12 protein-coding genes and 1 pseudogene are annotated in these 13,300 nt (G+C 66.0%); 4 read left to right on the forward strand and 9 right to left on the reverse strand.

Features of this window, described 5'->3' with window-relative positions:
• Positions 1-241: phage integrase N-terminal SAM-like domain-containing protein (locus JHC36_RS11675; protein ID WP_503007037.1), on the forward strand; the 241-nt coding region annotated here is incomplete at its 5' end.
• A 152-nt stretch (positions 242-393) separates the two neighbouring features.
• Positions 394-444: pseudogene (locus tag JHC36_RS11680) on the forward strand (hypothetical protein); the annotation flags it as partial.
• Between the two features lie 82 nt (positions 445-526).
• On the opposite strand, the gene JHC36_RS10240 reads toward JHC36_RS11680, so the two are convergent.
• Positions 527-922 carry a YchJ family protein gene (locus tag JHC36_RS10240; RefSeq protein WP_124222564.1) on the reverse strand — a complete coding sequence of 132 codons (396 nt, stop codon included), beginning with the start codon at positions 920-922 and terminating at the stop codon, positions 527-529.
• Between the two features lie 106 nt (positions 923-1,028).
• Between JHC36_RS10240 and JHC36_RS10245 the strand changes: the two genes are divergently transcribed.
• The gene (locus tag JHC36_RS10245; protein ID WP_287918745.1) at positions 1,029-1,739 is read left to right on the forward strand and encodes a glutathione binding-like protein; all 711 of its coding nucleotides are present in this window, start codon (positions 1,029-1,031) and stop codon (positions 1,737-1,739) included.
• A 13-nt stretch (positions 1,740-1,752) separates the two neighbouring features.
• Here the strand turns inward: JHC36_RS10245 and mgtA are convergent, their stop codons facing one another.
• The 8 genes from mgtA to JHC36_RS10285 form a co-directional block, all read right to left on the reverse strand.
• On the reverse strand, positions 1,753-4,518 hold the full coding sequence (mgtA, locus tag JHC36_RS10250; RefSeq protein WP_287918747.1) for a magnesium-translocating P-type ATPase: 2,766 nt from the start codon (positions 4,516-4,518) through the stop codon (positions 1,753-1,755).
• 171 nt (positions 4,519-4,689) lie between these two features.
• Positions 4,690-5,817: an acyl-CoA dehydrogenase family protein gene (locus JHC36_RS10255; RefSeq protein ID WP_287918749.1), complete on the reverse strand. Its 1,128-nt coding sequence runs from the start codon at positions 5,815-5,817 to the stop codon at positions 4,690-4,692.
• Positions 5,818-5,820: 3 nt separating this feature from the next.
• Positions 5,821-6,489 (reverse strand): SDR family oxidoreductase, encoded by a 669-nt coding sequence (locus JHC36_RS10260; protein WP_287918751.1) that lies wholly within the window; start codon positions 6,487-6,489, stop codon positions 5,821-5,823.
• Between the two features lie 56 nt (positions 6,490-6,545).
• Positions 6,546-7,727 carry an acetyl-CoA C-acyltransferase gene (locus JHC36_RS10265; protein WP_287918753.1) on the reverse strand — a complete coding sequence of 394 codons (1,182 nt, stop codon included), beginning with the start codon at positions 7,725-7,727 and terminating at the stop codon, positions 6,546-6,548.
• 80 nt (positions 7,728-7,807) lie between these two features.
• Positions 7,808-9,643 (reverse strand): bifunctional isocitrate dehydrogenase kinase/phosphatase, encoded by a 1,836-nt coding sequence (aceK, locus tag JHC36_RS10270; protein WP_287918755.1) that lies wholly within the window; start codon positions 9,641-9,643, stop codon positions 7,808-7,810.
• A gap of 2 nt (positions 9,644-9,645) precedes the next feature.
• Positions 9,646-10,323 (reverse strand): carbonate dehydratase, encoded by a 678-nt coding sequence (gene can, locus JHC36_RS10275; RefSeq protein ID WP_287918757.1) that lies wholly within the window; start codon positions 10,321-10,323, stop codon positions 9,646-9,648.
• A 55-nt stretch (positions 10,324-10,378) separates the two neighbouring features.
• Positions 10,379-11,563 carry an isovaleryl-CoA dehydrogenase gene (locus JHC36_RS10280; protein ID WP_287918758.1) on the reverse strand — a complete coding sequence of 395 codons (1,185 nt, stop codon included), beginning with the start codon at positions 11,561-11,563 and terminating at the stop codon, positions 10,379-10,381.
• Positions 11,564-11,577: 14 nt separating this feature from the next.
• The gene (locus JHC36_RS10285; protein ID WP_287918760.1) at positions 11,578-12,039 is read right to left on the reverse strand and encodes a MerR family transcriptional regulator; all 462 of its coding nucleotides are present in this window, start codon (positions 12,037-12,039) and stop codon (positions 11,578-11,580) included.
• Between the two features lie 199 nt (positions 12,040-12,238).
• Between JHC36_RS10285 and JHC36_RS10290 the strand changes: the two genes are divergently transcribed.
• Positions 12,239-13,300, forward strand: a 1,062-nt coding sequence (locus JHC36_RS10290; RefSeq protein ID WP_287918762.1) for an MBL fold metallo-hydrolase, incomplete at its 3' end; no start/stop codon positions are given.

Below are 13,300 nucleotides of genomic sequence, written 5' to 3' on the forward strand. Positions count from 1 at the left end.
GCCGCCCAGGTTGCTGGACCCGTTGCGGAACCGTTTCCGGCTCAGCCATTACAGCTTACGCACCGAGCAGGCTTATGTCCACTGTGTGAAACGATACATCCTGTTCCAAGGCAAACGCCACCCGGCCAAGATGGGCAAGGCGGAGGTGGAGGCCTTTTTGACGCACTTGGCCGTCGAACGCCATGTCGCCGCTTGGACGCAGACGCAGGCCTGGTCGGCTTTGCTGTTCAGGAGGTCTTGAGCGTCGATCTGCCCTGGCTTTCCGAGTGGACGCGGGCGAAGCGGCCAGCCCGGCTGCCCACCGTGCGCACGCGCGAGGAGGTGAGGCTGCTGCTGCGTTGTGAGGGCGCGCCCGCCCTGGCCTTGGTGATCCGGTTGTTGTACGGGCCCGGCATGCGTTTGCTGGAGGGCGGTTACGCCATCCGCACGGTGCAGGATCTGCCCGGCCACTCCGATGTCTCCACAACCATGATCTACACCCATGTGCTCAACACGGGCGGGCGCGGTCTTGCGCGCCTGCCAGCCCTCAAGCCAGCAGATCCCCATCGACGTAGAACCAGTGCCCCTCCTCGCGCACGAAGCGGCTGCGTTCGTGCAGGCGCTGCCCGCGACCGGCGAGACGGGAGCGGGCGACGAATTCGACTTCCGCGTGGTCGGCGTCGATGGGGCGCGCGTGCTTGACCTCGAGGCCGAGCCACTTCAGGCCGGGCTCCAGGCTCAGATCGTCGGGGCGGGTGCTCGGGTGCCAGGTGGCGCGCAGATGCTCGGTGTGGCCGAGCGCATAGGCGCTGTAGCGCGAACGCATGAGCGATTCAGCGTCGGGCGCGGGCAGGCCGGTGCCGAGATAGCGCCCGCAACAATCGGCCAACATTCGGGGCCGGCCGCGCGCATCGGTGCGGCCGCAAGGGCAAGTCAGGCTCATGGGGTCTGGCGTGGCGGGGCGCGCGGCCACGGGCGGGGCGCGCGGCCACGGGCTGGCCGCGGAAAGGGGTTATGGTAGCGAAACCTGTGCATCCAAGGAGCGCCTGATGACCGACCTGTCCGCCTTTCCCATCACCCGCCGCTGGCCCGCACGACATCCGGACCGGCTGCAGCTCTACAGCCTGCCCACGCCCAACGGCTTGAAGGTGTCGATCATGCTGGAGGAATGCGGCCTGCCCTACGAGGCGCATCGCGTGAATTTCGAGACGAACGACCAATTCACGCCCGAGTTTCTTTCGCTCAACCCGAACAACAAGATCCCCGCCATCCTCGACCCGAACGGCCCGGGTGGCGAGCCGCTGCCGCTGTGGGAGTCTGGCGCCATCCTCATCTACCTGGCGGAGAAGACCGGGCGCTTCCTGCCCACGGTGCCTGCACGCCGTTACGAAACCCTGCAGTGGCTGATGTTCCAGATGGGCGGCATCGGTCCGATGTTCGGGCAGCTCGGCTTTTTCACGATCTTCGCCGGCAAGGACTATGAGGACAAACGCCCGCGCGATCGCTATGCGGCTGAGTCGCGCCGGCTGCTTGGCGTGCTCAACCAGCGCCTCTCGGGCCGCGCCTGGGTGATGGGGGAGGACTACAGCATTGCGGACATCGCCATCTTTCCCTGGGTGCGCAACCTCATCGAGCGCTACCGCGCCGCCGACCTCGTGGGCTGGGCCGACTTCCCCGAAGTGCAGCGGGTGCTGACCGCCTTCATGGCGCGGCCCGCGGTGCAACGCGGCATCGCAGTCCCTGATTCCGCGTTGCCCTGAACGCTGCGCCTCCTCACTGCCAGCCCCAGCGGCGGACGTAGTAGCCCTTGACCGCCTGCGTCAAGGCCATATACGCCAGCAGGATCAGCGGCAGGAAAACGAAATACAGCGGCGGCAGTGGCTGCAGCTTGAAGTAGTGCGCCAGCGGCCCCATCGGCAGGAAGATGCCGATCGCGATGATGGCCACCGTCATCGCCATGAGCGGCGCGGCGGCGCGGCTTTGAATGAAGGGAATCTTCGGCGTGCGGATCATGTGCACGATGAGGGTCTGCGTCAGCAGCCCCTCGACGAACCAGCCTGACTGGAACAGGGTTTGCTGGGCCACGGTGTTGGCGCCGAACACGAACCACATCAGCGCATAGGTCAGGATGTCGAAAACCGAGCTGATGGGGCCGAAGAACGCCATGAAGCGGCCGATGTCGGCGGGGTTCCAGCGCTGCGGTTGTTTGAGCAGTTCTTCATCGACGTTGTCGAAGGGAATGGCGGTTTGCGACACGTCGTACAGCAGGTTCTGCACCAGCAGATGCATCGGCAGCATCGGCAGGAAGGGGATGAAGGCCGAGGCCACCAGCACCGAGAACACATTGCCGAAGTTGGAGCTGGCCGTCATCTTGATGTACTTGAGCATATTGGCGAAGGTGCGGCGGCCTTCGAGCACGCCTTCCTCCAAGACCATCAGGCTCTTTTCCAGCAGGATGATGTCGGCCGCTTCCTTGGCGATGTCCACCGCCGTATCGACCGAGATGCCGATGTCCGCGGTGCGCAGTGCCGGGGCGTCGTTGATGCCATCGCCCATGAAGCCGACCACGTGACCGTTGGCCTTCAAGAGCCGCACGATGCGCTCCTTGTGCGCGGGGGTGAGCTTGGCAAAGACGTTGTGGTGTTCCACCGCCTGGGCCAGCTCGGGGTCGCTCATCCGTTCGACATCGCCGCCCAGGAGCACGCCTTGCTGTTCGAGCCCGACCTCGCGGCAGATCTTGGCCGTCACCAGTTCATTGTCGCCAGTGAGCACCTTGACCGCCACACCGTGCTCGGCCAGCGCCTTCAGGGCGGGCGCGGTGGACTCTTTGGGCGGGTCGAGGAAGGCGACGTAGCCGATCAGCGTCAGGTCCGACTCGTCGGCCACGCTGTAGACCTCCTTACTCGGCGGCACTTCCTTGGCGGCCACGGCCACCACGCGCAGGCCCTCTTCGTTCAGCTCGGCGGTCACTTCGCGGATGCGCGCCAGCAGTTCCGGCGTCAGCGGCTCGATGGCGTCACCGTGGCGCACGCGCGAGCAGACGGCGAGGACTTCCTCGACCGCGCCCTTGCAGATCAGCTCGTGGTGATCCTCGCGCTCGCTCACCACCACCGACATGCGACGGCGGTTGAAGTCGAAGGGGATCTCATCGACCTTGCGGTAGTTCTTGGCCGGGTTCAGTTCCTGATGGACATCCACGTGTTCGAGCACCGCCACGTCCAGCAGGTTTTTCAGGCCGGTCTGGTAGTAGCTGTTGAGATAGGCCATCGCCAGCACTTCGTCGGACTCTTCACCCCAGACATCGACATGCCGCGCGAGGAAAATCTTGTCCTGCGTCAGCGTGCCGGTCTTGTCGGTACACAGCACGTCCATGGCGCCGAAGTTCTGGATCGCGTCGAGCCGCTTGACGATGACCTTTTTGCGCGAAAGGAACACCGCGCCTTTGGCCAGCGTCGAGGTGACGATCATCGGCAGCATCTCGGGTGTCAGGCCCACGGCGATGGACAGCGCGAACAGCAGTGCCTCCAGCCAGTCGCCCTTGGTGAAGCCGTTGATCAGCAGCACCAGCGGCACCATGACCGCCATGAAACGGATCAGGAGCCAGCTCACCTTGTTCACACCGGCCTGGAAGGCCGTGGGCGCGCGGTCGGTGGCGGTGACGCGGCTGGCCAGCGCACCGAAATAGGTGGCATTGCCGGTGGCGAGCACCACGGCGGTCGCCGAACCAGACACCACGTTGGTGCCCATGAACAGGATGTTGTCGAGCTCCAGCGGGTTGATCGCCGAGGCCAAGCGCTGGACGGCGAACTTCTCCACCGGCATCGACTCACCGGTCATCGCCGCCTGGGCCACGAACAGGTCTTTGGCGCTGAGCACTCGGCAGTCGGCCGGGATCATGTCGCCCGCCGAAAGCACGATCACATCGCCGGGCACCAGCAGCTTGATCGGCACTTCAACCGGCTTGCCGTGCTTCACATGCAGATGCGCGCCGTAGTACTGCTCGAAGATCGGCGCGGCCTCCTCGGACAGGTCACGCCGGAGGACGGTGGCCGTGTTGCTGACCATCGCCTTGAGTGCGTCGGCGGCCTTGTTGGACTTCGCTTCCTGCCAGAAGCGCAGCAGGGTGGACAGCAGCACCATCGTGCCGATCACGACCGTGGCCTTCATGTCCTCGGTGAGATAGGAGATGACGGCGAGCAGCGTCAGCAGCAGGTTGAAGGGGTTCTTGTAGCAGTGCCACAAGTGCGCCCACCAGGGCAGCGGCTTCTCGTGCTCGACCTCGTTGAGGCCGACACGGGCGCGAATGGCGGCTGCTTCGGCCTCGGTCAAACCATCGCGATGACTGCCCAACTGGCGCAGCAAATCATCCGGGTCCGCGGTGGCGGCGCGGACCAGGGTTTGGGTCAGCGTCGGCGGCACTTCGCGGCTCACGCCGGTCTGGGCCAGGGTGTCCAGCAAGGCCAGGCGACGGAAATGCCGGCCCAGGTGACGGCTGCGCAGGAAGGCGGCGAATCGTTCTTTCAGCAGTGTGATATCCAATGGGTTCTCCAGACCTGGTCCGAGCGCTTCAACCCGATGAAGCCGCGCTCAGCCAGGCAACGGTGATTCACTTTTTACCCGACTTCCGTGACGGCCATGACGGCCAGCGCGTGCAAGCAAGCAGCGGCTCACCGCGGCGGCCCCGCGCGGCAGCCCGGCGCTCGAGGACGCTCAAAGCGCGCGTTGAATCAGGATTTTCTGCACGTCGCTCGTGCCTTCATAAATCTGGCAGACGCGCACGTCGCGCCAGATGCGTTCGACCGGGAAGTCGCTGACGTAGCCGTAGCCGCCGAGTGTCTGGATGGCGGCGCTGCAGACCGCTTCGGCGGTTTCGCTGGCGAACAGTTTGGCCATCGCCGCTTCCTTCAGGCACGGCCGGCCGGCATCGCGCAGCGCAGCGGCATGCCAGACGAGCTGGCGCGCGGCTTCGAGCCGGGTGGCGCACTCGGCGAGGCGAAAGCCCACCGCCTGGTGGTTGAAGATCGGCTGGCCGAAGCTCTCGCGTTCCTTGGCGTAGGCAATCGCCACCTCGAGCGCGCTGCGCGCCATGCCCACGCTTTGCGCGGCGATGCCGATGCGCCCGCCCTCGAGCGCGGAGAGCGCGATGCGGTAGCCCTCGCCCTCTTCGCCGATGCGGTTCGCCACCGGAATGCGGCAGTTCTCGAGCTGAATCTGCGCGGTGTCGCTGCTGTGCTGGCCCACCTTGTCCTCGAGCCGCGCGACGATGTAGCCCGGCGTGTCGGTGGGCACGAGGAAGGCGCTCATGCCGCGCTTGCCCGCGCTCTTGTCGGTAACGGCAATGACGATGGCCACCTGGCCGTTCTTGCCGCTGGTGATGAACTGCTTGACGCCGTTGAGCACGTATTGGTCGCCCTCGCGCACGGCGGTGGTGCGCAGGGCCGAGGCGTCGCTGCCCACATGCGGCTCGGTGAGGCAGAACGCGCCGAGGATGTCGCCGCGCGCGGCGGGCGCAAGGAAGCGCTGCTGCTGCTCGGGCGTGCCGTACATCATCAGAATCGCGTTGTACGGGCAGTTGGTGACCGAGATCGCGGTGCTGGTGCCGCCGTCGCCCGCGGCGATTTCCTCGAGCACCAGCGCGAGCGTGAGGTAGTCGAGCCCCGCGCCGCCGAGCGACTCGGGCACGCAGATGCCGTAGGCCCCCAGCGCGGCGAGCCCGCGGTGCGCCTCGCGCGGGAAGATGTGCTCGCGGTCCCAGCGCGCGGCGTGGGGCCAGAGCTCCTGCTGGGCGTAGGCGCGCACGGCGTCGCGGATCATTTCCTGTTCGGCGGTCAAGAGCATGGCTTACCAGCTTTCAAAACGGGTTCCATCGTGGTTGAGAAAAGCGCCGCGGTCGGCCGGGCCGAGCCGCCCGGCGAGCGCGACGAGGTCGGCCGCGCTTTGTTCGACCGACAGCGGCGCGGCAGCACCCCCCATGTCGGTCTGCACCCAGCCGGGATGCACCGCGACCAAAATCGCGTCGGGGTAGGCGGTTTGCGCCGAAGCCACCGCCATGTTGAGCGCCGCCTTGCTGACGCGGTAAAGCCAGGCGTTGCTGCCCGACACGTCGGCGATGCGCCCCATGACGCTGGAGAGGAAGGCCATGCGCCCACGCGCCGCCGCCACCAGCGGCGCGACCTGCGGGATGACCTGCATCGCGCCGAGCACGTTGGTGTGCATCACGCGGTCGAAGGCCTCGCGCGTGGGTGGCGTGTGGGCATCGGCGCGGTCCATCACGCCCGCGACGTACCAGGCGATGTCGAGCTTTTCGCCATCGAGCCGCCAGGCCAGCGCGCTCACGCTCTGCGGATCGGCCACATCGAGCGGCAGCGCCTCGGCGCCGGCGGCACGCAGCCGCGCGAGCGCGGCGTCGTCGCGCGCGGTGGCGATGACGCGGTCGCCCTGGTCGAGGTGGCGCGCCACCAGCGCCGCACCGATGCCGCGCGAGCCACCCAGGACGAGAACGGTGGACATTTTTGAAGCTTTCTGCCGGGATGCCGGCGTGAATTGCCGCGATATTGCTCTCTTTTTCAGAGCATTTCGAGCGTCACCGCCGTGCCCTCGCCGCCGCCGATGCACAGCGTGGCGACGCCGCGTTTCAAGCCGCGTTGCTTGAGCGCATACATCAGCGTGACCATGATGCGCGCGCCGCTGCAGCCGATCGGGTGGCCGAGCGCGCAAGCGCCGCCATGGACGTTGAGTTTTTCATGCGGCACGCCAAGGTCGTGCATGAGCGCCATGGGCACGACCGCGAAGGCCTCGTTGACTTCCCAGAGGTCGACGTCGGCCACCGTCCAGCCCGCTTTGGCCAGCGCCTTTTGCGTCGCGCCGATCGGCGCGGTGGTGAACCAGCCCGGCGCCTGGGCGTGTACGGCGTGACTCACCAGCCGCGCGAGCGGCTGGCAGCCGAGCTTTTCGGCCATCGAGGCGCGCATCATCACGAGCGCGGCGGCGCCGTCGTTGATGCTCGAGCTGCTGGCGGCGGTGATGGTGCCGTCTTTCTTGAACGCAGGCTTGAGCGTGGGGATTTTGTCGATCTTCACGCGGCCCGGGCCTTCGTCGATGCTGACCACGCGCTCACCGCTGCGGTCTTTGACGGTGACCGGCGTGATCTCGGCAGCGAAGGCACCCGACTCGGTGGCCGCCTTGGCGCGGCGCACGCTTTCCATCGCAAAAGCGTCCTGCTGCTCGCGCGTGAAGCCGTACTTGGCCGCGCAGTCTTCGCCAAAGGTGCCCATGGCGCGGCCGGGCTCGTAGGCGTCTTCCAGCCCGTCGAGCATCATGTGGTCGTAGATGCGGTCATGGCCGATGCGGTAGCCGCCGCGGGCTTTTTGCAGCAAGTAGGGCGCGTTGGTCATGCTCTCCATGCCGCCGGCGACCATGACCTCGGCGCTGCCGGCGAGCAGCATGTCGTGCGCGAACATCGCTGCGCGCATGCCCGAGCCGCACATCTTGCTCATCGTGACCGCGCCCGTGCTCTCGGGCAGCCCGCCCTTGAGCAGCGCTTGACGCGCCGGCGCCTGGCCCTGGCCGGCCATGAGGCAGTTGCCGAAGATGACTTCCTCGACGAGCTCGGGCGCGATGCCCGCGCGCGCAACCGCCGCGGCAATGGCCGCGCCGCCGAGGTCGTGCGCGGCGAGGCTGGCGAAATCGCCCTGGAAGCTGCCCATGGGGGTGCGGGCAGCGCTGACGATGACGATGGGGTCGTTCATGGCGGTTCCTTTCATGGTCTATAGATAAAAATCGGCGTTTGCCGGCGTGAAACGGTACTTTCTTGCTATCGACAAAGGAGTTATATCGAGGCACTCACGCGCGCGTCGGTGGCCTCGCGGCGGAAGCGTCGCTCTGGGTCGTAAGGGAAGACGTCGTAGACGTGGCCCTCGAGGATGCGTTCCTTGTGGCTTTGCCAGAACTCCACGTCGAGCAGGTCGGCGTGGTGCTTCATGAACACCTCGCGCACGAGCGGGTTGCCCAGCAGAAAGGGCCCGAAGGTCTCGGGGAACACATCGTGCGGGCCGACGCTGTACCAGATTTCGCCGCTCATCTCGTCGTCTTCGTTGCGCGGCGGCGGCACGCGGCGGAAGTTGCAGTCGGTGACGTACTCGATTTCGTCGTAGTCGTAGAACACCACCTTGCCGTGCCGCGTGATGCCGAAGTTCTTCCACAGCATGTCGCCGGGGAAGATGTTGGCCGCGACCAGGTCTTTGATGGCATTGCCGTAGTCGATGACGGCGTGTTCGAGCTGGCGCCGCGCGCGCGCATCGTTCGGGTCTTTTTGCAGCGCGTCGAAGGCTTCTTGCAGGTAGATGTTGAGCGGGATCATGCGCCGCTCGATGTAGACGTGTTTCAGGATGACTTCGGTGCGTCCGTCACCGTCGCGGTCGGAGATTTCGAGCTGGCTGGGCGCGAATTTTTCGATCTCGGCGATCAGCTCATCGGTGAAGCGCTCGCGCGGGAAGGCCACCTCGGAGAACTCCAGCGTGTCGGCCATGCGGCCCACGCGGTCGTGCTGCTTGACAAGCAGGTACTTGCCGCGGATCTGCTCGCGCGTGGTGTCTTTCTGCGGCGGGTAATAGTCCTTGATGAGCTTGAACACGAAGGGAAAGCTCGGCAGGTCGAACACCAGCATCACCATGCCCTTGATGCCCGGCGCGATGCGGAAGCGGTCGGTGCTGTGCCGCATGTGGTAGAGGAAGTCGCGGTAGAACAGCGTTTTGCCCTGCTTGGCCAGACCCAGCGCGTTGTAGAACTCGGCGCGCGGCTTTCGCGGCATCATGCTGCGCAGGAACTGCACATAGGCCGAGGGGATTTCCATGTCCACCATGAAGTAGGCGCGGGCGAAGGAGAACAGCATGAGCAGGTCGTCCTCGCCGTGCAGCAGCGCGTCGATCACGAGCTGGCCCTGCGCGTTGTGCAGGATGGGCAGCGCAAACGGCAGCTCCTGAAAGCCGTTGATGACTTTGCCGACCACATACGCGCCTTTGTTCCGGTAGAACAGGCTCGAAAGCACCTGAATCTGAAAATTCGCGCGCAGATGCACATGGTCGAACAGCGGGCGGATCGCCTCGAACACGAAATGGATGTCGCGGTCGAGATCCTCGAACGGCACCCGCAGGCCGAAGTCCTCGATCATGCGGCGCAGCTCGGAGACGATGGTTTCGCGCTGGGGGTAGTAAGAGCGGAAGGTGGTGTCGGTGCGGCGTGGGTCTTCGCTCTCGATGTACTCGGTGCTGATCGCCGGGCGCACGAAGATGAAGTCGTTCTGGAAGTAGCTGCGGTGCAGGATCTTGGTGGTGACCGAGTTGAAGAAGGTCTCGGCCAGCTCGGGCTGGCGGTGGTTGACCAAGAGGCCGATGTAGAGCAGCTTGACCTGTTCCCACACTTCCATCGGCTGCTCGTGCGCCTTGAATTCGCGCTCGAGCCGACGTGAACACTCGCGCACGCGCAGGTCGTAGAACTCGATGCGCTCGCGCTGCGCGCGCTGCTGGCCGTGCCAGTCCTGCGTCTCGAAGCGGTGCTTGGCGCGTGCGCTCTCGGTGCGAAACAGCGTGTAGTGGCGGTTGAAGCCGTCGATCATCGCCTTGGCGATGTCGAAGGCGAGCGGCGAGTCGAGTTTCTTCAGCAACATCTTCACCCCCCCGCCGTCGGGGTCAGCGCCTCGCCGCGCGGGTAGCGCTTGATGGCGGCACGGAACACATCGACCACCTCGCCCGCATGCTGCATGCTCACGCCGAGGTCTTTGAGGCGTCCATCGGCCAGGCCGTAGACCAGCCCATGCACGGCCACCCGCTGGCCGCGCGCCCAGGCGTCCTGCAGCACGTTCGACAAGGCCACGTTGCCGACTTGCTCGATCACGTTCATCTCGATGAGCGCATCTTCCTGCTGCGCGGGCGTCAGATGGTCGAGCCGGCGGCGGTGGCGCAGCTTGACGTCGTGCACATGGCGCAGCCAGTTGTCGACCAGCCCCAAGCGCGTGCCCTGGAGCGTCGCGCGCACGCCGCCACAGCCATAGTGGCCGACGACCATGATGTGCTCGACCCGCAAATGGTCGACCGCGAACTGGATCACCGACAGCGCGTTGAGGTCCGAGTGCACCACCACGTTGGCGACGTTGCGATGCACGAACACCTCGCCCGGGTCCAGGCCAATGATTTCATTGGCCGGCACGCGGCTGTCGGAGCAGCCGATCCAGAGGTATTTCGGGCTTTGCTGACGCGCCAAGCGCGCAAAAAACCCCGGGCACTCGCGCTCGATGCGCTCGGCCCAGGCCCGGTTGTTGTCGAGGAGGGGTTGGAGGCTGGAGTTCATGAACCAGAGAGAAAAGTCGTGAACCGAGTCTAGGCCAACCCGCTTGTACGCACTCTTACATCGTCTCCGCAAACAGCTCGCGGCCGATGAGCATGCGGCGGATTTCGCTGGTGCCGGCGCCGATTTCATACAGCTTCGCGTCGCGCCACAGCCGACCCATCGGGTAGTCGTTGATGTAGCCGTTGCCGCCAAAGATCTGGATGCCTTCGCCCGCCATCCAGGTGGCTTTTTCGGCCGTCCAAAGGATGACGCTCGCGCAGTCCTTGCGCACCTGGCGCACATGCTGGCTGCCCAGCAGGTCGAGGTTCTTCGCCACCGTATAGGCGAAACTGCGCGCGGCCTGCAGCACGGTGTACATGTCGGCCACCTTGCCCTGGATGAGCTGGAATTCGCCGATGCTCTGGCCGAACTGCTTGCGCTCGTGGATGTAGGGAATGACGTGGTCCATCACCGCCTGCATGATCCCGAGCGGCCCGCCCGAGAGCACGGCGCGCTCATAGTCCAGCCCGCTCATGAGCACCCGGGCGCCGTTGTTCACGCCGCCGAGCACGTTCTCGGCCGGCACTTCGACGTCTTGGAACACCAGTTCGCCCGTGTGGCTGCCGCGCATCCCGAGCTTGTCGAGCTTTTGCGCCACCGAAAAGCCCTTCATGCCCTTTTCGATCAGGAAGGCGGTGACGCCCCGCGCGCCGAGTTCGGGCTCGGTCTTGGCGTAGACCACCAGGGTGTCGGCATCGGGCCCGTTGGTGATCCACATCTTGCTGCCGTTGAGCAGGTAGTAGCCGCCTTTGTCCTCGGCGCGCAATTTCATGCCCATGACGTCGGAGCCGGCACCCGGCTCGCTCATGGCCAGCGCACCCACGTGTTCGCCGGAAATCAGCTTGGGCAGGTACTTGGCCTTCTGCGCCTCGTTGCCGTTGCGGTTGATCTGGTTCACGCACAGGTTGCTGTGCGCGCCGTAGCTCAGGCCCACCGAAGCGCTCGCCCGGCTGATTTCCTCCATCGCCACCATGTGCGCGAGGTAGCCCATGCCCGCGCCGCCGTAGGCTTCGGGCACGGTGATGCCGAGCAGGCCGAGTTCGCCCATCTTGGGCCAGAGGTCCATCGGAAACTGGTCGGTGCGGTCGATCTCGGCGGCGCGCGGGGCGATCTCGGCCTGCGCGAAGTCGCGCACCGCGTCGCGCAGGGCGTCGATGTCCTCACCGAGCTGGAAATTGAGGCCGGGCATTGGGGTGGTCATGGGAAGGTCTCCTCTCAGGGTCGTGATTCCAAGGCAGGCATGGCGTTGGAGCCCAGCTCTTGGGGCAAGGGTTTTTTTTCGAGCCGCGCGAGCAAAGCACGCGCCTCTTTCTCGTGCACCTTGACCTCGTCGAGGTTGGCTTGCACCTCGGCGAGTTGCTCCTCCAGCTGGCGCTTGTGCTCGGCGAGCACCGCGAGGAACTTGCGCAGCTGCGGCCCGGTGTCGCGCGGGCTGTCGTACATGTCGATGATTTCCTTGGCCTCGGTCAGCGACAGGCCCAGGCGCTTGGCGCGCAGCGTGAGCTTGAGCCGTGTGCGGTCGCGCGCCGAGTAGACGCGGTTGCGCCCGCCGGGGCCGCTGCGCGTGGGCCGCAGCAGGCCCATGTCTTCATAGAAGCGGATGGCGCGCGTGGTCAGGTCGAACTCGCGCGCGAGATCGCTGATGCTGTAGGTGTTCGGGTTCGGGTTCGTGGCCATGATCGCTGTGCAAAACCGGCTGTCAGGAACGTCGGGTTGCCCCGCGGGACGAGGCAAACGCGGGACAGTCGCCGCAGCCGAACACTCCTAGAATCCGCGTTCTCGTTACCTTGACGTTTACGTAAACGTCAATTATGACCCACAACACCGCCGCTGCCGAGTCCCTGGCCGCATCCTCACCCTGACCCGCCGCCCACCGATGAACGAACTCGAACGCCAGCTCCACTACCCACTGGGCGACACTCTGCCCGCGCCGGGCCGCGCCATCGAGCTGCAACCCGGCGTGAAATGGGTGCGCATGGGGCTGCCGCTCGCGCTCGATCACATCAACCTCTGGCTGCTGCGCGATGCGCTCGACGGCCGCGAGGGCTGGACCGTGGTGGACTGCTGCATCAGCCGCGACGAGACAAGAGCGCAGTGGGAAGCGGTCATCGCGCACGAACTCGACGGCCTGCCCATCGTGCGCGTCGTCGCCACCCACATGCACCCCGATCACCTGGGCATGGCCTGGTGGTTGTGCGAACGCTTTGGCTGCGAGCTGTGGATCAGCGCCGCCGACTACTGCATGGGGCGGCTGGCCTCGCAGCAAACCACGGGCTTCGGCGGCGACCGCGCGGCGCAGTTCTTCGCCCAGCATGGCCTGCGCGACCCCGAGGCCCAGGCCCAGATCCGCGCCCGCAGCCACTATTACCCGAACCTCGTGCCGCAGGTGCCGCCGAGCTACCACCGCTTGCTCGACGGCCAGTCGCTCTCGATTGGGGGGCACCGTTGGCGCTGCATCAGCGGCTACGGTCACGCGCCCGAGCACATGGCGCTGTGCTGCGAAGCCCGCGGCCTGCTGATCTCGGGCGACATGGTGCTGCCGCGCATTTCCACCAACGTCGCCGTCTACGACCTCGAACCCGAGGCCAACCCGCTGCCGCTGTTCCTCGCCTCGATCGACAAGTTCCGCGCCCTGCCCGCGGACACGCTCACCCTGCCCTCGCACGGCAAACCCTTCATCGGCCTGCACACCCGCATCGACCAGTTGCACACCCACCACCAGGCCCGATTGGCCGAAGTGCGGGCCGCCTGCACCCAAGGCGCTATGAGCGCCGCCGACATCCTGCCCGTGCTGTTCCCCCGCACCCTCGACCTGCACCAGACCACCTTCGCGATGGGCGAGGCGATCGCGCATCTGCATGCGCTGTGGTTCGCCGGCGACCTGCAGCGCGTGCGCGGAGCCGACGGCGTGTGGCGCTTTCACGCCACCGGCGCGAGC

The sequence above is a fragment of the Tibeticola sp. genome (genome assembly GCF_022759015.1).
GTDB lineage: Bacteria > Pseudomonadota > Gammaproteobacteria > Burkholderiales > Burkholderiaceae_C > Tibeticola > Tibeticola sediminis.

What these genes read in the sequence shown, in the direction of transcription:
- JHC36_RS10240 (WP_124222564.1), bottom strand. Translation starts at nt 922, where the DNA reads ATGAGCCTGACTTGCCCTTGCGGCCGCACCGATGCGCGCGGCCGGCCC.
- JHC36_RS10245 (WP_287918745.1), top strand. Translation starts at nt 1,029, where the DNA reads ATGACCGACCTGTCCGCCTTTCCCATCACCCGCCGCTGGCCCGCACGA.
- JHC36_RS10255 (WP_287918749.1), bottom strand. Translation starts at nt 5,817, where the DNA reads ATGCTCTTGACCGCCGAACAGGAAATGATCCGCGACGCCGTGCGCGCC.
- JHC36_RS10260 (WP_287918751.1), bottom strand. Translation starts at nt 6,489, where the DNA reads ATGTCCACCGTTCTCGTCCTGGGTGGCTCGCGCGGCATCGGTGCGGCG.
- JHC36_RS10265 (WP_287918753.1), bottom strand. Translation starts at nt 7,727, where the DNA reads ATGAACGACCCCATCGTCATCGTCAGCGCTGCCCGCACCCCCATGGGC.
- aceK (WP_287918755.1), bottom strand. Translation starts at nt 9,643, where the DNA reads ATGTTGCTGAAGAAACTCGACTCGCCGCTCGCCTTCGACATCGCCAAG.
- can (WP_287918757.1), bottom strand. Translation starts at nt 10,323, where the DNA reads ATGAACTCCAGCCTCCAACCCCTCCTCGACAACAACCGGGCCTGGGCC.
- JHC36_RS10280 (WP_287918758.1), bottom strand. Translation starts at nt 11,563, where the DNA reads ATGACCACCCCAATGCCCGGCCTCAATTTCCAGCTCGGTGAGGACATC.
- JHC36_RS10285 (WP_287918760.1), bottom strand. Translation starts at nt 12,039, where the DNA reads ATGGCCACGAACCCGAACCCGAACACCTACAGCATCAGCGATCTCGCG.